This window comes from Achromobacter spanius (assembly GCF_002812705.1).
In the GTDB taxonomy this organism is placed as follows: Bacteria; Pseudomonadota; Gammaproteobacteria; order Burkholderiales; family Burkholderiaceae_B; genus Achromobacter; species Achromobacter spanius.
The window spans coordinates 4,639,098-4,658,347 of the sequence record NZ_CP025030.1 but is presented as its reverse complement, the minus strand read 5'-3'; the positions used below and the strand labels follow the sequence as shown (position 1 = coordinate 4,658,347).

Below are 19,250 nucleotides of genomic sequence, written 5' to 3'. Positions count from 1 at the left end.
ATAAAGGCATCAAGGACAACGCGGCCAATTAGGTTCAGGCCATGTCGTTCAAATGACAGGCGCTTAAATGGTTGATGGCGATTCCCTTCAACGTGGGAACTTCGGTCTTGCAGCGCGGCATCGCATGCGGACATCGCGGATGAAAATGGCAGCCGCCGGGCGGGTTAAGCGGGCTGGGAATCTCGCCTTTGATCGCGGTAAAGATCTTGTGGCGCGACTTCAGGCTGGGAATTTCCGCCAGCAGCGCTTGCGTGTACGGGTGGTTGGGGCGCTGGAACACTTCGTCCACGGTGGCCGTTTCCACGACGCGGCCCAGGTACATGATGACGACGCGGTCAGACAGGTGTTCCACCACGCCCAGGTCATGGCTGATGAACAGATACGTCAGGTTCAGTTCTTCGCGCAGGTCCATGAACAGGTTCAGGATTTGCGCTTGAATGGACACGTCCAGTGCGGCCACGGCTTCGTCGCACACCAGCATGGACGGCTGCACGGCTAGCGCGCGGGCGATGCCGATGCGCTGGCGCTGGCCGCCGCTGAATTGGTGCGGATAGCGTTGGCGCAGGGCAGGGTCGAGCCCCGCGCGTTCCAGTTGGGCGCTGACGTAGTCGTCAAAGTCGCCATTGCCGACCAGGCCATGGATGCGGGCCGCTTCGCCCACGATCTCGTCCACGCGCAGGCGCGGATTAAGGCTGGCGTAGGGGTCCTGGAAAATCATCTGCACGGTCAGGCGCGCGGCGTGGGCTTCGGCCGACGTCATGTCCGACGGGCGCACGCCGTTGATGCGCACTTCACCGCCCGATGGCGTCAACAAGCCTGCGGCGATGCGGCCCAGCGTGGACTTACCGCAGCCGGATTCGCCCACCAGGCCGACCACTTCGCCGGGGTTCACGATCAGGTCCACGTTGTCGACCGCGCGCGTGATGGCGGGCGGCTTGGACAGGCCCATGCGCTGCATGGCGCGGCCGGCTGCGCCGACCTTTCTTTCGCCAAAGCGCTTGCTGACTTGAGAAAGGTCAATCAGCGGAGTGGGGGCGGCGGATACAGTCATGCCGTCACCTCGTTGTGGATCTGGATAGTCGGATGGAAGCAGCGCACGTCGTGTTCGGGCAGGGCTTGAGTGATGCCGGGTTGCTGGCCACAGGCGGCGGTGGCGCGCGAGCAGCGCGCGGAAAACGCACAGCCGGCGGGCAGGTGCAGCAGGTTGGGCGTCATGCCGGGAATCTGGCGCAGGCGCTGGCCCCGCAGGTTGTTGCTGGGCAGGCTGTCGATCAGGCCAACGGTGTAGGGGTGCTGCGGGCGGTCAAGCACGTCGTCGACCTTGCCGTGTTCGACGATGCGGCCGGCGTACATCACGGCCACGTCATCGGCCAAGCCTGCCACGACCGACAGATCATGCGTAATCCAGATCAGGCTGGTGCCGTGCTGCTGCGCGAGCTTTTGCACTTCAGACAGAATCTGCGCCTGGATGGTGACGTCCAGCGCGGTGGTGGGTTCGTCGGCAATGATCAGGTCGGGGCGGTGCAGCATCGCGATGGCAATGGCCACGCGCTGGCGCATGCCGCCAGACAGTTGGTGCGGATAGGCCAGCAGCCGTTCTTCCGGGCTGGGAATGCCCATCATGCCCAGCGTGTCGCGGGCCAGCGTGCGGGCTTGTGCCTTGCTCATCTTGTTATGCGCGCGCACGGTTTCGATCATCTGAACGTCCACCCGCAAGACGGGGTTCAGCGTCATCATCGGATCTTGGAAGATCATGGCGATGCGGTTGCCTTGCAACTTGCGCAGTTCACGCGGAGCCAGCTTGGTCAGGTCGCGGCCCTGGAACAGGATTTCTCCGCCGACGATGCGGCCGGGGGCGTCAACCAAGCCCATGATGGAGAAGCCCGTCACGGATTTGCCCGAGCCGGATTCTCCGACCAGGCCCAGGATCTTGCCGCGCTCCAGCGTGAACGACACGTCGTCCACGGCGGGCAGCACGCCCGCGCGGGTATGAAAGTGCGTGCGCAGGTTGCGCACTTCAAGCGTGGCCGGCGCGCCGGTAGCGGTGCGGTCGGTCATTTGTGAGTCCTTGGGTTCAGCACGTCGCGCAGGCGGTCGCCCACCAGGTTGATGGCGACGATGGTGATCAGCAGCGCGATGCCGGGGTAGAAGCTGATCCAGTATTCGCCGGACAGCATGTATTGAAAGCCGTTGGAAATCAGCAGGCCCAGCGACGGTTCGGTCACCGGCACGCCCAGGCCCAGAAAGCTCAAGGTGGCCTCCAGCGTGATGGCGCGCGCAATCTGCAAGGTGCCAATCACAATCAGCGGCGGCAGGCAGTTGGGCAGGATGTGCTTCAACATGATCCGCCAGTTGGGAATGTCCAGGCAGCGGGCGGCTTCCACGTATTCACGGCGGCGTTCCACCAGGGCCTGGCCGCGCGCGGTACGGGCGTAATAGGCCCATTCCAGAATCACCAGCGTCAGCACCACGTTGCCCACGCCCTTGCCCAGAAAGGCCAGGATCATCATGGCAACCAGGATGGACGGGAACGACAGGATCAAGTCGACCAAACGCATGATGAAGGCATCAACCTTGCCGCCCGCGTAGGCGGCAAGCAGGCCCAGCAGCGTGCCGACGATGCCGGCGATAACGGCCGAGCCCACGCCCACCATCAAGCTGATGCGCAGGCCGTACAGAATGCCGGACAGCAAGTCGCGGCCTTGGCCGTCGGTGCCCAGCCAGTAGTGGAAGGTGTCCAGGCCGTTCATGGACCCCGGCGGCATGCGGGAATCCAGCACGTCGATTTGCAGCAGGTCATACGGGTTTTGCGGCGAGATCCACGGCGCGAAGATGGCGGCCAGAATCAGCAGGGTGGCCACCGCCAGGCCGAACACCGCCGTTTTGGACGACAGGAATTCGGTCAGGTTGCGGCGCCAGGGCGATTCGCGGCGCAGGGCGGGAACCTTGTCAGGGGTTGCAGTGGTGCTCATGCCGAGCCCTCCAGCCGTACCCGGGGGTCCAGCACTTTATAAAGAATGTCGACGATCAGGTTCAGGGTGACGAACAGGCACACGACCACGATCAGGTAGGCGACGATCACGGGGCGGTCCAGCGCGTTCAGGCTGTCCAGGATCAGCTTGCCGGCGCCGGGCCACGAGAAAATGCTTTCCGTGATCACGGCGAACGCAATCGTCGAACCCAGCTCCAGGCCCAGCACGGTCACCAGCGGGATCATCGTGTTGCGCAGCACGTGCACACAGACCACGCGAAACGGCGACAAGCCTTTGGCGCGCGCGAACTTCACAAAGTCCAGCGGCATCACGTCGCGCACGCCGGCGCGGGTCAGGCGGATGACAAGCGAAATCTTGAACAGCGACAGGTTCAGCGCGGGCAAGATCAAATGGCGCCAGCCGTCGGCGGTGAGCCACGACCACTGAAAACCCAGGAATTCCACCGTCTGCCCGCGGCCGCTGGCGGGCAGCCAGCCCAGCGACACGCTGAACGTCATGATCAGCATCAGCGCGACCCAGAACGTGGGCAGCGAGAAGCCGACGATGCTGCCGGCCATGATCATTTTGGAAAAACGGCTGTCGGGGTACAGGCCGGCAATCAAGCCCAGCGGCAGGCCGATGATGACGGCCAGGCCCAGGGCGCTGATCGCCAGTTCCAGCGTGGCGGGCAGGCGCTGGATGACGAGTTCAATCGCGGGAATGTTGTAGACGAAGCTGTTGCCCAGGTTGCCGTGCAGCGCGCCGTTCAGGAACGCCAGGTATTGCTGCCACAGCGGTTTGTCCAGGCCCAGTTCCGCGATGATGCGGGCGCGGTCGACCTGGTCTACGTCCTGGCCGATGAGGATGTCCACGGGGTTGCCGATGGCGTGCAGGCCCACGAAGACGATCAGCGTCATCAGCAACACCACCACCGCCGCTTGCGCGACACGGCGTATCAACCAACCAGTCATTGCGCGGTCTCCGCTTGCGAGGCCGCAGCCTGGGCGGGCGGCGGGGCCGGCGTCCATTCATCGCCGAACACTTCCGGTTCCGCAAACGCTTCCATATTCGCGTAGTACGTTTCCACGTCTTCGCGGTAGAACAGGCCGGCGATGCCTTGCGCCAGGCGCTTGGCGCCGTCGCTGACGGCCGGGATGTCGCCCGAGATCGTGCCTTGGGTCAACGCGGCGGGGTACGAAAAGCAGTGCACGCGGTCCAGACCCGGGCAGGCGCCGGGCACTTTTTCTTGCAATTCAAAGACGGCGCCCAGGTCGGGCGAGTCATGCAGTTCCTGGTCTTCTTCGCCGGGGGGCGGGGTGAACCGGTCGCCCCAGTTGCGCACGTGAGGCGCCAGCGGGGCGAATTCCGGGCGCACGGTCCAGTCGATACGAAAGCCCGTGGAGAAGATCAGGAAGTCCAGCACGAACACGCCCTTGGGCGTGGTGACGTGGATGTCGTCGCCGACCAAGGCCAGGTCTTCCACGCCACAGCCCAGGTTGAAGCGGGCGTTGGGGAAGCGCGACACGCGCAAGGTGCTGCCGCGCGGGGGCGGCACTTGGGCGGCGTTGATGTAGTGGCGGATCTTCCACTTCCATTCGTCGGGCAGGGTCAGGTGGCCGTGGGTCAGGCCGGGGTTGCCCGCGCCTTTGCCTTTGTTCACGCGCGGGATGTCGTTGCGGCGGATCAGCAGGTCGACGCTGGCGGCGCCGGCTTCCAGCGCGGTGCCGGCGCTGTCCATGGCGGACGCGCCCGCGCCCACGACGCCGACGCGCTTGCCGGCCAGCGTGGCGTAGTCCATCACGTCGGACGAATGCGCCCAACGGTCACGCGGCAGTTTCTTGGCAAAGTCAGGCACATAGGCGCCGCCCAGGCCGTCGCGGCCGGTGGCCAGCACCACGCGGCGGGCCAGCACGGTGCTGCGGCCGGCGGGGGATTCGATGTCCAGTTGCACCAGGCGGTCGGCGCGCGGTTGCACGGACAGCACGCGGTGGTTGTTGCGCACGTCCAGGTTCAGCACGCGGCGATACCAGCGCAGGTAGTCCATCCATTGCAAACGCGGAATCTTGTCCAGCGCGTCCCATTCGGCCGTGCCGAATTGCGCTTCGAACCAGGCGCGGAAGGTCAGCGCCGGCAAGCCCAGGGCAGGGCCGGTCAGTTGCTTGGGCGACCGCAGCGTTTCCATGCGGGCGGTGGTGGCCCACGGGCCTTCGTAGCCTTCGGGCGCTTGATCGAAGATGGGCGCGGTGATGCCCAGATGCGTCAACGACGCGGCGGCGGCCAAGCCGGCCATGCCGCCGCCGATGACGACAACGTCCAGTACCTGTTGGCCGTCAACCAGACGGGGCGCAACCCAGTTCTTGGCGGGAATTTCCAGCCAGGACAGGTCTTGCCGCAGACGCGCTTCCAGCGCATCCAAGCCTTGCGGCGGGGTGGCAACGGGCAAATTCATAGTGTGGGGGAGTCCAAAACAGGGGCGTCATCACCGTAGACAGAGTGCAGCAGCGCGGCATGCTCGCTGGCGTCGTGCAGCACAAAGCCGGGCAGCAGCGCGGCGGCGGCTTCGGCCAGTGCGTCGGCCATAGCCTGGCAGGCGGGCGTCAACGGTTGAGGTTGCGGTTGCGGCTGCGGGGTGATGACCCCAAAGAAGAAAGGGATGTCCAGGTCGATAGGCCGGATCGCCACGCCCGGCATCGGGACGCCGTAAGCGGTAATCGGTTCCAGCACCGACACACCCAAGCCGGCGCGCACGGCGGCCAGGGCGTTGACGGACGAATTGGTTTCGATGGTGCCGGGCGCATTGCCGTCGGGGGCAAGCGCGGCGTCCAGGCGGCGACGCAGGCGGTAGGGGTTGGCCATGGTGATCAGGCGGCGGCCGGCCAGAAGGGCCACCGGCACCACGTCGTGCGCGGCCAGTGGATCGTCGTCCTGTAAGGCCACTACGCAGGGCGCTTGCGCAATCCAATGCACCGTCAGGCCGCGATGTTCCAGTGGCAAGCTGGTGGCGCCCAGTTGCGCGGCGCCGGTCAGCACCGCGTGCACGACCCGTTCGGGCGAGGCGCTGCGCACTTGCACCCGCATGGCGCCGGTTTGGGATTCGATGCGTTTGAGGGCGTCGGGCACCAGGCCGGCAGCCAGCGCGGACGTTGCCGCCAGCAGCAGCGGCTTGGCCTGGCCGCGCGCGATTTCTTCGGCGCGGCTGCGAATCTGTTGCAAGCCGGCCAGCGCGCGTTCCACGTCGTCATACAGCAGAAAGCCTTGTTCGGTGGGGGTCACACGCGGCCCGCTGCGGTTGAACAGGGCATAGCCGATTTCCGCTTCAAGCTCTTGCAACAGGCGGCTGATGGCCGGCTGCGAACGCCCAAGCAGGCGCCCGGCAGCGGTGACGCTACCTGTAGACATGACGGCCGCGAAGGCCTCGAGTTGGCGAAGTTCCATCTGGGGTGCTTTATGCTCAGCGCGAATTCTGACCCGGCAAGTATGCGCGCTGCAAATAGTTAAAAGGCATAAGTAAATTCCCTATGTGGGCATTTCCTTATGCGGTTTCATAACTTCTCGTTATTTCAAGGACTTAGGGACAGATCCGCGTCGCCCAGATTGGCGTTCGAAGGTCTATCAAGTTGAAACATCCATAGGCCATCCACTTGGATGGTTTTATGCTTTGTTCCATGCCTCCACGTCCCCCACGCCTCGCTTCCGCTCCCAAGCCCTCAGACGAAAAGATCACGATCAACCTGGGTTATGTCGACCTGGGCCAGATTGATCTTCTGGTTCAAGAGGGCTTCTACGCCAACCGGACCGACCTGATCCGCACCGCCATCCGCAACCAGCTTGCCGCCCATGGCGATGCCGTGCGGCAGGCGGTCAGCCGGAAAACACTGGTGTTGGGTATTCAGCACTACACGGTCGACGATCTGCTCGCGGTTCAAGCGGCCGGTGAAATGTTGCAGATCCGGATCCTGGGGCTGGCGACCATTGCGCCGGACGTGACGCCCGAGTTGGCGTTGGCCACGATTGAATCCGTGACGGTATTGGGGGCCTTGCACGCCAGCCCCGCCGTCAAGGCTGCCCTGAGTCAGCGCATCCGCTGACACGTTATTGCCGCTTCAAAGGTCACCCCATGCACCCAGAATTTCAGCAACTGATGAGCCAAGCCACGCGGCTTACCCGTTCCGGCAACCTGGCCGCGGCCACCGCCGCCATTCAAGCCGCTTTGATGGGCGTGCAGCCCACGGCGGCATCCGCCGCGCCGCGCTATGACGAGGCCGATGTGATTGACGTCGAGGCGCGCGAGGTGCCCGCGTCGTCGCCGAAAGCTGCGGACTCGGCCCGCAATGCTTCCGCGTCGTCGTCCCAAAGCGCCTCATCCGCCGCCGCCGCCGCGCCGTCCCCGGCACGGGACGAGGACGCCGCTCCGACATCCCAACCCACCCATCGTGCGCCCGGCGAGTCCTCCGCCACGAAGGGTGATTTCTTCACGGCGGGTTCGTTTCGCAATAGCGCCGGTCAGCGCGTCTACAAGCTGTATGTGCCGCCAGGCGTGAACGGGCAAGCGAGGCCACTGGTCGTCATGCTGCACGGTTGCACGCAGGACGCTGACGACTTCGCGGCGGGCACCGCCATGAACGACGCCGCGCAAAAACAGGGTTTCTATGTGCTGTATCCGGTGCAGCCGCGCGAAACCAACCCGCAAAAGTGCTGGAACTGGTTCAAGCACAACCATCAGCAGGCCGGCAAAGGCGAGCCGTCGATCTTGGCCGACATGACGCGCCACGTCATCGCCGAATACGGCATCGATACACGGCGCGTCTATGTGGCGGGGCTGTCCGCGGGCGGCGCGATGGCCGCGATTCTGGCCGATACCTATCCGCAGTTGTATGCGGCGGCGGGTGTGCATTCCGGCCTGGCGGCGGGCGCGGCCAAGGATCTGCCGTCGGCATTGTCTGCCATGAAGGGTATTGGGGTACGGCCGGGGGCGGCGTCCAGCACGCCGGTGCCGACCATTGTTTTTCATGGTGACCGCGATAACACCGTGCACCCGGCCAATGCCGGCGCGGTTGTCGCCGCCAGCGCCGGGACGGATGCGCGCGTGCAAAGCCAGCGCGTATCAGGGGCGAACCAAGGGCGTGACAGTACCAAGCGGGTGTACACGGACGCGCAGGGCAAGGTGGTTGCGGAATATTGGGAGGTGCACGGCGCGGGCCACGCCTGGGCTGGCGGGTCGCCCAAGGGGTCGTACACGGACCTGAGCGGGCCGGATGCCACGCGAGAAATGCTGCGGTTCTTCTTTGAGCATCCCTTGGCGGTAAAGCAGTAAGCAACCAGGCAAAGCCTGAGCGAAGGCGGGGTCACGCGCTTTCGCTATCCGGTCGCGGTCTTCCACCAGGAAAGGCCGCGACCGTGTCAGCACGGATCAAATCGCGCGATCAAGCCTGCGCAATCAAACCAACGTCACCTTCCCCGTGGCCAGGTCGTACACGCCGCCCGCCACCATCAACTTCTTTTCCTGCACCATGCCTTGCAATACCGGCTGAGCTGTCTGCAAGCGCTGGACGGCCTGGCGGACGTTTTCAGCGATGGCGGCTGTCAGCAGGTTTTTCGGTTCGCCCTTGACGGCACGTTCCACGGCGGGCTTGATGGCATTGACCAGCTCGGGCAGATGGCCGGGCAGTTCGGCATTTTCTTTCAGTACTTTGATCGTGGCGTCCACCGCGCCACAGTTGTTGTGGCCCAGCACCAGGATCAACGGCACGTTCAGAATCTTGGCGGCGTATTCGAAGCTGGCCAGGCCATCTTCGTTGACGAAGTTTCCCGCAACCCGAACGATGAAGACATCGCCCGGGCTTTGGTCGAAGGCCAATTCCGGCGCTACCCGGGAATCAGAGCAACTGAGTATCGCGGCGATCGGCTTTTGTGTTTTGACGCGAGCCGCCCGGCCCGCTGAAAAGTCCCGCATGTTGGGTTTGTTGGCCGCATACCGGGTATTGCCCGCCAGCAGTCGTTTCAAGGCGGCGTCACCGCCAATATCGTTGGACGGGACTTCGGCATTGGCGGTTTCCGCCCAGCCGGTCGCGCCGAACGCGGCAAGACCTGCCGCGCCCAACAGCAGGCGACGGCGTGGGGTGGAGTCGGGGGAGGGGGTCACGCAAGCAGCACAATCGCACATGAGGGTCTCCTGAAGGACACGATGTCCAGAGAATTCGTGCGCACTGATTGTGGGGCGATAACAGTGTTTTGACGCGGTAACTGGTGTGGACTTGACAATTGTTTTTGGTGACGGGCGCTTGACCTTGCCAGCATGGACATCTTTAGGCTCGGGGTCTGGGTTTGAATATTCCAAGACCGACACATAAGGCGGGCCCGATATGCCAAAAATCACCGTTCTTCCCCATCCCGATCTTGCACCCGCCGGCGCGGTGCTGGACGTGTCCGCGGGAACTTCCCTCTGTGATGCGTTGCTGCATCACGGCATAGAAATTGAACATGCGTGCGAAAAAAGCCGTGCCTGCACAACCTGCCACTGCATCGTGCGCAGCGGTTTTGATGCGCTTAACGACGTGGAAGAGGGCGAAGAAGACCTGCTGGACCGCGCGTGGGGCGTCGAGCCGCAGTCGCGCTTAAGTTGTCAGGCCATCGTCGGCGAACAGGACCTGACGGTCGACATCCCCAAGTACACGGTCAATCATGCAAAGGAAAATCATTGAATTGCAGCGCAAGGGTGCGGCGCGCGTCGTAACTACGGACGCTTGTGTGCCACAGCCACCGCGACGGCGCCGTCTGGTAACCGGTACTTGCCATCGCCCAGCCAGGTTACTTGCTCGCCTGATTCCAACGTGCAGACATAACGATGTTCTGGCGCCGCGTCGGCGCTTCGAATAATGACCAGGCGACGTTCGATGCGCACAGTCGACCGGTCCGGCAGTTTGACAATTACGTCAGACAGTCGCGAGCCTGAGGCCATGACAAAGCCCTCCCTCAGATTGCCAATCCGTATCGGGCCGGATGTTGTTATGCCGACGGACGGCGGTTTCACCCTTGGCGCTTTATTGATAGCACTGGATGCGGTCATGGGAATATCGCCCTTGTGGGCGAATGCCGTGTGCTATCACTTATTCATGACATGCGCGCACACCGTAGCAATGAAGGGCTTGTTTGCGAACCCTTACGTCGCTGTTACAACTACGCAGATAGGATTCTTATATTCGAATATTGGAGTCCATCATGAATAACGAAAAGCCGACCCCTGAACCGAACAAGCGCCGCTGGCCGTTTGGCTATGCCGACGAAGAATTGCGTCGCTAACGGAGTCAGGCATGGATTGCTCAGTCGAAGGAAAGGTCGCTTTCACGGATGGACATTCGTACCACTTCGCGACGGTGGACGCCGCGCTGGCCTTTGCCGAGTGCGTGAAAAGCTCGCAACAGCCCGGCCAATGTGCGGCAGCCAATGGCTGTACGCAGACGGTGAAGCTGGAGGATGTGGCGGCGGCCGAAGAGAAGGAACGGCAGGAAGAGCGCTGATAGCGGTTGACGCTCAGGCGCGGCTTGCAGTTGACCACGCCGGGGCGCTTCGTTTCACGTCATGCCACTTGGGACGCGTCTGCGCTTGTCGGACGCACGCTGCCGGGTTTGCCGTAGAACCAGTAGGCGCAGAGAAAGCCGCTGAGCATCCCGGGCAGGCCACCCACGAAGAACGGGAAGAGGACGTCGCGCACTTCGGCATCGCGGCCGGAGAACGGCAGGAAAGAACCCATTCCAAAGACCAGCCCGACCAGCGCAATCTTGCCCAGCGCCGCCCAGGTGGACCGCACGGGCCTCAGCGCGCCGGCCACGACGCCGCACAGCAGTGCGGGGATTACGCCAAATAAATAAAACCAGGGCAGGCCGAAAACCATGATCATCAGGTTTCTAGGGGTCTGCGAAACGGCGCTGAGCACCAGCGTGACCGCGATGCCGCCAATGGCCGGCGCAATAAACGCAAACATCAAGCCGCCCGCGACGAGATCGCTGCGGATACGGTGGCCGGTGTCGTCGGGGCTGCGCTGCTTCACCCGATAAACGATGGATGCCACGGTGGCCAATAGCAGAACGGCGGCGGTAATGATCAATTTCATGGCGCAATTCTGGCATAAACCGAAGCCCGTACCCGCTTGCCCCGATCCCGGTAGACTGCTTCTTTTAGCGCCTTGTCTTTTACGGGGCAGCAATAGAGCGGCGCTGGTCACGCGGGTGGCCACGCGTCCATGATCAAGGGGGCTGGAACGCTGTGAAAATAAAAAAACTTATTGAAGAACGCCGTCTGGGCGAACGCGTCGCGGTCAGCGAGCGCGACGACCCAAGTCACGCCGATAACTTGGCCGCGCTGGACCAACTGGACGGCGCGCAATTCAGTTCCATCGCCTTCGTGACGGAAGACGAAACCGTCATGGCGATCGGTGGCGGCGATGGCGCGTTCGTCGTGTCGATCACACTGGATGACGACGCGCGCATCTATACGCTGATCGACCCCTCGCGCTCGGAAGACCACGATCAGGAAGTGGTGGTGGGGGGCCAGGCGGGCAGCTACCAGCAGTATCAATGCGTGGACCGGGACATGGCGAAGGCGGCTCTGCTGCATTTCCAACAGGAAGGCGCGCCGTCACCCGACTTGCAGTGGGTCAGCGAGTAAGGGCAAGTCCAAGCGCTGTGCCCTATCGCTTTGGCCCAAGCGCCGCGACGCCGGCGCTTTCGTACCATCGCCTTAAACCACCCGCGTCAGCACTTTCTCATCCCGAAACCAGCCGTCCAGGTTCGCCACCATCAAATCGGCCATGGCGCGGCGGGTTTCGTGCGTGCCGCTGGCGATGTGCGGCAGCAGCACCACGTTGTCCATCGCGTGCAGCGCGGCCGGGGTCTCGGGTTCGTGTTCGAACACATCCAGCCCCGCGCCCGCGATGCGCTTGTTTTCCAAAGCGCTGACCAGCGCGGCTTCGTCAACCACCGTGCCGCGCGCAATGTTGATCAGCCAGCCCTGCGGACCCAGCGCGTCCAGCACCCGCGCGTTCACCATGTGCTGCGTGGCGCCGCCGCCCGGCACGGCCAGCACCAGGAAGTCGCACTGCGCGGCCAGCGTTTCGATGTCCGCCACGTAGCGGTATTCAGCCGGCGCATCGGCGCGCGGCTTGCGATTGGTGTACAGGATTTCCATATCGAAGGCGGCGGCGCGGCGGGCGATCTGCAAGCCGATATTGCCCAGGCCCACGATGCCGCAGCGCTTGCCGCTCATGCGGGTGCCCAGCGGAAAGCCTTCATTGGGCCAGCGGCCGGCGCGCACGAAGCGGTCGGCTTGGGCGATACGGCGCGGCGCGGCCAGCATCAAGGCCAGCGCGGTGTCGGCCACGCAGGCGTCCAGCACGCCGGGCGTGTTGGTGACGACCACGCCGCGCGCCTTCGCGGCAGTCAGGTCGATGGTGTCGTAGCCCACGCCAAAACTGAAAATGCCTTCCAGCGCCGGCAGCGCGTTGATCAGCTCGGCCGTGGCGCCAAAGCGCCCGCTGGTAGCGATGCCGCGAATGTTCGCTCCGTGTTCGCGCAGCAGCGCGTCGGCGTCGGCGGCTTCCCACAAGCGATGCACGTGATAGCGCGATTCAAGGTCCGCAACCAGGTCAGGCAGCAAAGGGCCGACCATCAACAGGTGCGGGGCGGAGGAGGGCAGGGAATCGGTCATGGGTGCGGCTTATGGGGATGGTTCATCGAAATGGCCCGGAGGAAGCCGGGCCGGGTGGCTATCAATTGGTTTGGATATTGCGAGTCTTGATGATCTGCCCGTAGCGCGCGCGTTCGCTGGCGGCCAACTCTTGCAACTGCTGCGGGGTCGAGCCGTGGGCCACGGCACCTTGCGATTCCAGCTTGGTCTTGATGGCCGGGTCGTTGGCAACATCGCGTATGGCTTGTGACAGCTTGTCGATCACGGCGGGAGGCGTGCCGGCCGGCGCCAGCACGGCGGTCCACGAGCCGGATTGCGCGTTCTTCACGCCGGCTTCATCAATCGTGGGCACATCGGGCATGGCGGGCGAGCGGCTGTCGCCCGTGACCGCCAGCGCGCGCAGCTTGCCCGCGGTGACGTAGGGCATGGTTTCCAGCACGGACGCGAACAGCATGTCGACCCGGCCGGCCATCAGGTCGGTCATGGCGGGGCCGCCGCCTTTGTAGGGCACATGCATCAGGTCGACGCCGGTTGCCTGCTGGAAGATTTCACCCGACAAATGCGGCGCGCCGCCCGTGCCGGAACTGGCAAAGGTGTGCTTGCCCGGTTCGGCTTTGGCCAGCGTCACCAGGTCCGCCACGTTCTTGGCCGGCAGGGTGGTGGGCACGACCAGTACGAAGGGCAGATCCGAAAACAGCGACACGGGCGCGAACGCGGTGGCCGGGTCCGAATGCAGCTTGTAGATCCACGGGTTGATCGCCAGCATGCCGGAATTGGCGAACAGCAGCGTGTAGCCGTCGGCCGGCGAGCGCGCCACCAGATCCGCGGCTATCTGCCCGCCCGCGCCGGGGCGGTTGTCCACCACCACCGACGCCGCCAGCTTCTCGGTGAGCGCTACGGCCAACAGGCGCGCCGAGATGTCGGTGCCCCCGCCCGGCGAAAACGGCACGATCAGGTTGATGGGGCGCTCGGGGTACCCGGCGGCCTGCGTGCTGAAAGGCAATGCGGCGGTGGCGGCCAGGGCCAGCGCCGCGGCGATGAGCCGGACGCGGGGGCGGGCGATGGGGGTTGTCTCCATGTCTCTTCTCTTTTTTAGGGTGAATTTGCGTTGGCAAGCGGCTTGCGCCGCGAAAAATCAACGTGCTGCGGTGATGCTCCTTTGGGTCCTGCGGGCCGGTGCGCGGCCATTTTTTCGGAGTATAGAAACGGCTTTCGATGGATAGCCGTTCGAGCTATAAATAGCATTGATCAATTCAAGGATTGAATCGATGGAATTCCGTCAGTTGGAGTGTTTCATTGCGGTGGCCGAAGAGCTGCACTTCGGCCGCGCCGCTGAACGGCTATGCATGACGCAGCCGCCGCTGTCGCGCCAGATTCAACTGCTGGAACAGGATCTGGGCGTGACGCTTTTCGAGCGCAACAGCCGTCAGGTGCTGCTAAGCGCGGCGGGCCGGCGTTTTCTGCGCGATGCGCGCCATCTGCTGGAGTTTTCAGCGCGCGCGGCCGCCACGGCGCGGCGCACGTCAGGGGGCGATGCCGGGCACATCACCCTGGGCTTTACGGCGGTGGCGTCCTACCGGCTGATGCCGTCGATGATCATGCGGGCGCGCAAGCTGCTGGCGGGCGTTGAAATCCAACTGCGCGAGACGGTCAGCACCGATCTGGACCGGCTGCTGTTGGCGCGCGAGTTGGACGTCATCCTGGCGCGCAGCGTGCCGCAGCAAGCCGGCATTGAGTCCCGCCTGATCGAGCGCGAACCCCTGGTGCTGGCGCTGCCCGCCGGCTCGCCCCTGTGCGAACACGACACCGTGCCGCTGCGTCTGTTGCAGGGCCAGCCGTTCGTGCTGTATTCGCCACGCGAAGGCAAGTACTTCTATGACCGTATCGTGGGGGCGTTCGGGCTGGCCGATGTGCAGCCCGACTACGTGCAGCGCGCGGGGCAAACCCATACGCTGCTGGCGCTGGTGCGCGCGGGGCTGGGCGTGGGCATCGTGCCGGATTCCGCGCGGGAACTGCGCTTTGAAGGGGTGGAATTCCGGCCGATCGGCCAACGTAATCTGTACGCCGACATGTACCTTGCCTGGCACGCCCAGCACGACAACCCCGCGCTGGACGCGTTCTTGCAACGGGTGGCGGACGTGGACGGGGCGGCGGGCCGCAGCTAGCCGGCCACGTTCCCACGCCTACAACTGCATCTTCCGCTTGCCCAGCAGGGTCAGCGCCAGGCTGCGGCCCGTGCGCATGAAGGGGTACAGCGCCGTCGACAGGCAGCGGTTGCGAAACACGGCGGCGTTCAGGCTGTTGAACAGGTCGTTACCGGTGCTGAGCATCGCCAGCCGGTTGATGCAGTCGGCGCCCCAGTAATCCTGGCCATCCAGATGCAGCAACATGCCTTGGTTCAGGTCATAGCCCTGCGCCTTGTAGGCCACGGCCAGGTCGGGATGGTCGCGCATATTGAGCAGTTCGATCCGGCCCACTGCTTTTTGCAATTGCAGCATCCGCACGTAGTTCGAGCAGAAGGGGCAGTCTCCGTCGTAGAGCAGGAAGTTCTTGGGCGTGGACATGATGGTCCTTGGTTGACATGCACGGGTCCATTAAAGCGCAACGGCGGCGGCATGTCGTGCGTGACGATGCGGGTAGCAAGGTGCGTGCCCAGGGGCCCGCATCGACAGCTTGAATTCTGGATGGTGGCGCAAGCGGAGCTTAGACGGGTGGCCTGCGCAGCGGCGCGTCGCGGTCTTGCTGGCGCCAGTTGGCACGCAATGCGGCGATGCGACGCAGCGCCAATTGCGACATCTTCCACCAGCCAAAGGGCCGCGGGTCGGCCAGCATGCTCATGGCGCGGGCGTAGTCCAGCGTCAGGCCGGGCGTCCAGGCCATCGTGAGGGCGCGTTTGCGGATCTGCGAGGCTACCCACAATTCCGGCGTCAACAGCAGGCGCAGCAACACGCGACCACCGGCCTGGCTGCCATGCAGCCGGCCCACCACGCCGTCCAACGCGGCATCCAGCGCCCGCGCCACCGAGCTGGAGCAGTTGCGGTGGGTCAGGTTGTAGGTGCTGTTTTGCCGATAGTCCTGCCAGAAGTCGGCCAGCTTCTGCGCGTCATAGTTGCGGAAACGCACGCGCACGGTCGACGGGCACCATGCCTTGGATTCCGTGGGGTAGTCGGGTTGATAGACGCCAGGGATGTCGTTTTCGGCGGTGGCGCGCAGCAGGTTGCCGAATTCATCGGGCGACCGGTCGATTTCGTCGCGGGGGTAAAGGCTGATGTAGATGCCTTCGGGTGATTCCAGTGCGGCGTGTCCGGTGGAGATTACGCCGTTGATGTCCACGGCGGCGATGTAGCGGTCCACCAAGGGAAGGTTGCGCGTTTGGGCCTTGGCCGAGCCGGATGGGGTCCACACATGCACCGTCAGCGCGGGCTCGGAGTCGGCGGGCGGGCCGTCCCATACGGTCGGGCCAGGGGGGCGGGGCGCCAGCGCAGCGTTTGCATTGGAAGCGGGCGCGGAGGCGGATGCAGGTTCCGACGGCAAGAAGTCCGGCGACGCATTGGATGCAAACGCCGGGTTCGACGCCAGGTGTTTGACGCGACGCGCCAACCACAGCAGCTTCACACCCGCGATGCCCAGGAACAGCCCCACGCAATACGGCACGGTGCCGACGTAGTTGGTGGGGTAGGGCTGGAAAAAGAAAATGGCCAGCATGATTTCAGTGATGCCACCGGCAAAGGCGTAGCGCCACCGCTCGTAGCGCACCACGTACGCCGCCAGGCATTGCAACACGCCGTCGGTCAGGAACAAGGCGCCGAAGATCATCGACAAGGCAAAGTGCCCGTGATGGTGGCCCGCCAGGATCAGGCTGCCGGCCAGCAGCACGAACAGCCCCTTCACATAGCGCAGCACACGCTGCCCGCCCACGCCGGTCGTCGCGATCATCAGCGTGGCCAGCCCTTCAATGATGAAGAGGACGGCGAAGGCGTTCAGCGGGAAGTACAGCGCGTTGTCCAGCGCATCGATAAAAACGAAGACGCCCGCGACCAGAAAAAACAACCCGGCCGCGAACAGGCCCTTCCATCGTTTGCGCAGATAGGGGACTCCCAACAGAAGCAGTACAAGTTGTGGCATGCCTGTGATCCAGTTCAAGAAGGGCTAAACCGAATCGTACAGAAACTTGATGGTTCTTTAACGCGGGCTTGTCTTTGCGCCTGTCCTTGGCAAAGGCACAAGCGCTCCTGGATCGGCGATGCGCTAGGGTTGCGGCGCCGTCGCCGGTTCCGTGTCCCCGGCCAGGCGTATTGCGTAGCCGCGCACGTCTTCAGGCCAGACGACGATGCATTGCGCAAAGCGCTCGCGGTCATTCGCGTACAGCGCGCGGGTCGCTTCTTCAAAGCCTGGCAGGTTGCCCGCCATGGCGGACATGAAGCGGTACGTGGCTTCCTGGCGCTGGCGTTGCAGGTCTTGCGCGTCGTTGTCGCGGCGTGCTTGCTCCACCAGCTTGCGCAGTGCCACCGATGCGCCGCCCGGCTGCGCGGCCAACCAATCCCAATGCCGAGGCAACAGCGTCACTTCGCGCGGCACCACGCCCAGCTTGGGACGGCCACGTCCGCGCGGCTGCGCGTCTGGTGGTTCGCTTGCTTCGGCTTCTGCTTCTACTGGGGGCGCGTGGCGCGCGATGATGGCGGCATCGTCGCCGCGCAGGTCCAGGTCGGTCTGCTGGCCGGTGTTGTCGTTGAACACCAGGGGTTGGCTGCTGCTCGTGGACATGGCGCGTTTCACCGCCAGCGCCACGTCGGCAAGCGGTCCGGCGGCAAGAATGCGGTGGCCGTCAAAGGCGGTATAGCGCGGGGTGGGGTGGGTCGTCATGATGTCCGGTTCCGATTCGTCTGATCTCAAATCAATCACAAGGCGGATTATGATCCGGGTAAAAATAGCCTGTCAATATAATCCGGGTAAAAATATCCAGCTTGTTGAATGGCGGCAACAGGGCTATAAGCCGGGCTCGGATTGCCGGCGTCCGTGGGTGCCGGTTGAGCGGCGCCGCCTTCGCAAAATTTCCGTACAACCCTAGGGTAGACCCTAGAAAAAACTTGCTGGCGGCGTATAATCTTGCTTTGCGCCCGGAGTTACCCATGCGTCTCGTTCAAAAAGCGCTCACCTTCGACGATGTGTTGTTGGTGCCTGCGTATTCCGAGGTGTTGCCGCGCGACACCTCCCTGGCCACCCGCCTGACCCGCAATATCAGCCTGAATATTCCGCTTGTGTCCGCCGCCATGGACACCGTCACCGAAGCTCGCCTGGCAATCGCCATGGCCCAAGAAGGTGGCATCGGGATCATTCACAAGAATTTGTCCGCCGATGCCCAAGCCCGTGAAGTGGCTCGCGTAAAGCGCCACGAATTCGGCATCGTGATCGATCCGGTCACCGTCACCCCCCAAATGAAAGTGCGCGACGCCATTGCGTTGCAGCGCCAGCATGGCATTTCGGGCCTGCCGGTGGTTGAAGGCCGCAAGCTGGTCGGCATCGTGACCAACCGCGATCTGCGTTTTGAAGAAAACCTGGATCAGCCCCTGCGCAACATCATGACGCCGCAGGAACGCCTGGTCACCATGAAGGAAGGCGCCACGCTGGACGAAGCGCAATCCCTGATGCACAAGCACCGCCTTGAGCGCGTGCTGATCGTGAACGACGGCTTTGAGCTGCGTGGCCTGGCCACCGTCAAAGACATCGTCAAGAACACCGAACACCCGATGGCCAGCAAAGACGGCCAAGGCCAGTTGCGCGTTGGCGCAGCGGTTGGCGTGGGTGCAGGCACCGAAGAGCGCGTGGAAAAGCTGGTTGCCGCCGGCGTTGACGTCCTGATCGTCGACACCGCGCACGGCCACTCCAAGGGCGTGCTGGAAGGCGTGCGCTGGGTCAAGCAGAACTACCCCAAGGTTGAAGTCATCGGCGGCAACATCGCCACCGCCGCCGCCGCGCGCGCGCTGGTCGAACACGGTGCCGACGGCGTGAAGGTCGGTATCGGCCCCGGCTCCATCTGCACCACGCGTATCGTCGCCGGTGTGGGCGTGCCGCAAATCCATGCCATTTCCGAAGTCGCCAAGGCGCTGGAAGGCACGGGCGTTCCGCTGATTGCCGACGGCGGCATCCGCTACTCGGGCGACGTCGCCAAGGCGCTGGCCGCCGGCGCGTTCTCGTGCATGATGGGTGGCATGTTCGCCGGCACGGAAGAAGCCCCGGGCGAAGTCGTGTTGTTCCAAGGCCGTTCGTACAAGTCGTACCGCGGCATGGGCAGCCTGGGCGCCATGACGGACGGCTCGGCCGACCGCTACTTCCAGGACCCGTCCAACAACGCCGACAAGCTGGTCCCCGAAGGCATCGAAGGCCGCGTCCCCTACAAGGGCAGCGTGCTGGCCATCATTTACCAATTGGTGGGTGGCATCCGCGCCTCGATGGGCTACTGCGGCGCCGCCACCATTGACGACATGCGCACCAAGGCCGAATTCGTGGAGATCACCTCCGCCGGCGTGCGCGAGTCCCACGTACACGACGTGCAGATCACCAAGGAAGCGCCCAACTACCGCGCCGACTGATCCGTAC

21 protein-coding genes are annotated in these 19,250 nt (G+C 64.0%); 7 read left to right on the top strand and 14 right to left on the bottom strand.

Annotated features, from left to right (window positions below):
• Window positions 1-34: 34 nt before the first annotated feature.
• From CVS48_RS21030 to CVS48_RS21005, 6 genes are read right to left on the bottom strand one after another with little or no spacing between them, the layout of a single operon-like run.
• The gene (locus CVS48_RS21030; RefSeq protein ID WP_100856134.1) at window positions 35-1,051 is read right to left on the bottom strand and encodes an ABC transporter ATP-binding protein; all 1,017 of its coding nucleotides are present in this window, start codon (window positions 1,049-1,051) and stop codon (window positions 35-37) included.
• Window positions 1,048-2,058, bottom strand: a complete 1,011-nt coding sequence (locus CVS48_RS21025; RefSeq protein WP_100856133.1) for an ABC transporter ATP-binding protein — start codon at window positions 2,056-2,058, stop codon at window positions 1,048-1,050. Before CVS48_RS21025 ends, CVS48_RS21030 begins: the two co-directional genes overlap by 4 nt.
• Complete coding sequence (locus tag CVS48_RS21020) at window positions 2,055-2,972, bottom strand: ABC transporter permease (RefSeq protein WP_100856132.1); 918 nt, start codon at window positions 2,970-2,972, stop codon at window positions 2,055-2,057. The genes CVS48_RS21025 and CVS48_RS21020 overlap by 4 nt, the downstream gene beginning before the upstream one ends.
• Entirely contained in the window at window positions 2,969-3,943 is a 975-nt protein-coding gene (locus CVS48_RS21015; protein WP_100856131.1) for an ABC transporter permease, read from the bottom strand. The genes CVS48_RS21020 and CVS48_RS21015 overlap by 4 nt, the downstream gene beginning before the upstream one ends.
• The gene (locus CVS48_RS21010; protein ID WP_100856130.1) at window positions 3,940-5,421 is read right to left on the bottom strand and encodes a flavin-containing monooxygenase; all 1,482 of its coding nucleotides are present in this window, start codon (window positions 5,419-5,421) and stop codon (window positions 3,940-3,942) included. Before CVS48_RS21010 ends, CVS48_RS21015 begins: the two co-directional genes overlap by 4 nt.
• Window positions 5,418-6,407 (bottom strand): LysR family transcriptional regulator, encoded by a 990-nt coding sequence (locus tag CVS48_RS21005; RefSeq protein ID WP_100856129.1) that lies wholly within the window; start codon window positions 6,405-6,407, stop codon window positions 5,418-5,420. The genes CVS48_RS21010 and CVS48_RS21005 overlap by 4 nt, the downstream gene beginning before the upstream one ends.
• A 230-nt stretch (window positions 6,408-6,637) precedes the next feature.
• Between CVS48_RS21005 and CVS48_RS21000 the strand changes: the two genes are divergently transcribed.
• Entirely contained in the window at window positions 6,638-7,060 is a 423-nt protein-coding gene (locus CVS48_RS21000) for a CopG family transcriptional regulator (protein WP_100857784.1), read from the top strand.
• A 29-nt stretch (window positions 7,061-7,089) separates the two neighbouring features.
• Window positions 7,090-8,286 (top strand): extracellular catalytic domain type 1 short-chain-length polyhydroxyalkanoate depolymerase, encoded by a 1,197-nt coding sequence (locus CVS48_RS20995; protein ID WP_100856128.1) that lies wholly within the window; start codon window positions 7,090-7,092, stop codon window positions 8,284-8,286.
• Between the two features lie 123 nt (window positions 8,287-8,409).
• On the opposite strand, the gene CVS48_RS20990 is transcribed toward CVS48_RS20995, so the two are convergent.
• Window positions 8,410-9,309: a carbonic anhydrase gene (locus tag CVS48_RS20990; protein WP_242001204.1), complete on the bottom strand. Its 900-nt coding sequence runs from the start codon at window positions 9,307-9,309 to the stop codon at window positions 8,410-8,412.
• Window positions 9,310-9,334: 25 nt separating this feature from the next.
• Between CVS48_RS20990 and fdx the strand changes: the two genes are divergently transcribed.
• Window positions 9,335-9,673: an ISC system 2Fe-2S type ferredoxin gene (gene fdx / locus CVS48_RS20985; protein WP_100856126.1), complete on the top strand. Its 339-nt coding sequence runs from the start codon at window positions 9,335-9,337 to the stop codon at window positions 9,671-9,673.
• Between the two features lie 32 nt (window positions 9,674-9,705).
• Here fdx and CVS48_RS29265 read toward each other — a convergent pair whose 3' ends face one another.
• Entirely contained in the window at window positions 9,706-10,038 is a 333-nt protein-coding gene (locus tag CVS48_RS29265) for a hypothetical protein (RefSeq protein WP_126376316.1), read from the bottom strand.
• Between the two features lie 244 nt (window positions 10,039-10,282).
• Between CVS48_RS29265 and CVS48_RS20980 the strand changes: the two genes are divergently transcribed.
• Window positions 10,283-10,489 (top strand): hypothetical protein, encoded by a 207-nt coding sequence (locus CVS48_RS20980; protein ID WP_050449696.1) that lies wholly within the window; start codon window positions 10,283-10,285, stop codon window positions 10,487-10,489.
• 59 nt (window positions 10,490-10,548) lie between these two features.
• Here the strand turns inward: CVS48_RS20980 and CVS48_RS20975 are convergent, their stop codons facing one another.
• On the bottom strand, window positions 10,549-11,082 hold the full coding sequence (locus CVS48_RS20975; protein ID WP_100856125.1) for a hypothetical protein: 534 nt from the start codon (window positions 11,080-11,082) through the stop codon (window positions 10,549-10,551).
• Between the two features lie 152 nt (window positions 11,083-11,234).
• On the opposite strand from CVS48_RS20975, the gene CVS48_RS20970 reads away from it, so the two are divergent.
• A complete protein-coding gene (locus CVS48_RS20970) occupies window positions 11,235-11,636 on the top strand; it encodes an Imm1 family immunity protein (RefSeq protein ID WP_100856124.1) in 402 nt (133 codons plus the stop codon).
• Between the two features lie 72 nt (window positions 11,637-11,708).
• On the opposite strand, the gene CVS48_RS20965 is transcribed toward CVS48_RS20970, so the two are convergent.
• Window positions 11,709-12,674 (bottom strand): 2-hydroxyacid dehydrogenase, encoded by a 966-nt coding sequence (locus CVS48_RS20965; RefSeq protein WP_100856123.1) that lies wholly within the window; start codon window positions 12,672-12,674, stop codon window positions 11,709-11,711.
• Between the two features lie 61 nt (window positions 12,675-12,735).
• On the bottom strand, window positions 12,736-13,731 hold the full coding sequence (locus CVS48_RS20960; RefSeq protein WP_100856122.1) for a Bug family tripartite tricarboxylate transporter substrate binding protein: 996 nt from the start codon (window positions 13,729-13,731) through the stop codon (window positions 12,736-12,738).
• A gap of 190 nt (window positions 13,732-13,921) precedes the next feature.
• On the opposite strand from CVS48_RS20960, the gene CVS48_RS20955 reads away from it, so the two are divergent.
• Window positions 13,922-14,818, top strand: a complete 897-nt coding sequence (locus CVS48_RS20955; RefSeq protein WP_100856121.1) for a LysR family transcriptional regulator — start codon at window positions 13,922-13,924, stop codon at window positions 14,816-14,818.
• 18 nt (window positions 14,819-14,836) lie between these two features.
• Here CVS48_RS20955 and CVS48_RS20950 read toward each other — a convergent pair whose 3' ends face one another.
• From CVS48_RS20950 to CVS48_RS20940, 3 genes are all read right to left on the bottom strand, one after another.
• Window positions 14,837-15,217, bottom strand: coding sequence for a DCC1-like thiol-disulfide oxidoreductase family protein (locus CVS48_RS20950; protein WP_100856120.1), 381 nt, complete (start codon window positions 15,215-15,217; stop codon window positions 14,837-14,839).
• A 139-nt stretch (window positions 15,218-15,356) separates the two neighbouring features.
• Entirely contained in the window at window positions 15,357-16,778 is a 1,422-nt protein-coding gene (locus CVS48_RS20945) for an HdeD family acid-resistance protein (RefSeq protein WP_100856119.1), read from the bottom strand.
• Window positions 16,779-16,901: 123 nt separating this feature from the next.
• The gene (locus CVS48_RS20940) at window positions 16,902-17,516 is read right to left on the bottom strand and encodes a DUF2239 family protein (RefSeq protein WP_100856118.1); all 615 of its coding nucleotides are present in this window, start codon (window positions 17,514-17,516) and stop codon (window positions 16,902-16,904) included.
• A 266-nt stretch (window positions 17,517-17,782) separates the two neighbouring features.
• On the opposite strand from CVS48_RS20940, the gene guaB reads away from it, so the two are divergent.
• A complete protein-coding gene (gene guaB, locus CVS48_RS20935) occupies window positions 17,783-19,243 on the top strand; it encodes an IMP dehydrogenase (RefSeq protein ID WP_100856117.1) in 1,461 nt (486 codons plus the stop codon).
• The last annotated feature ends 7 nt before the right edge of the window (window positions 19,244-19,250 follow it).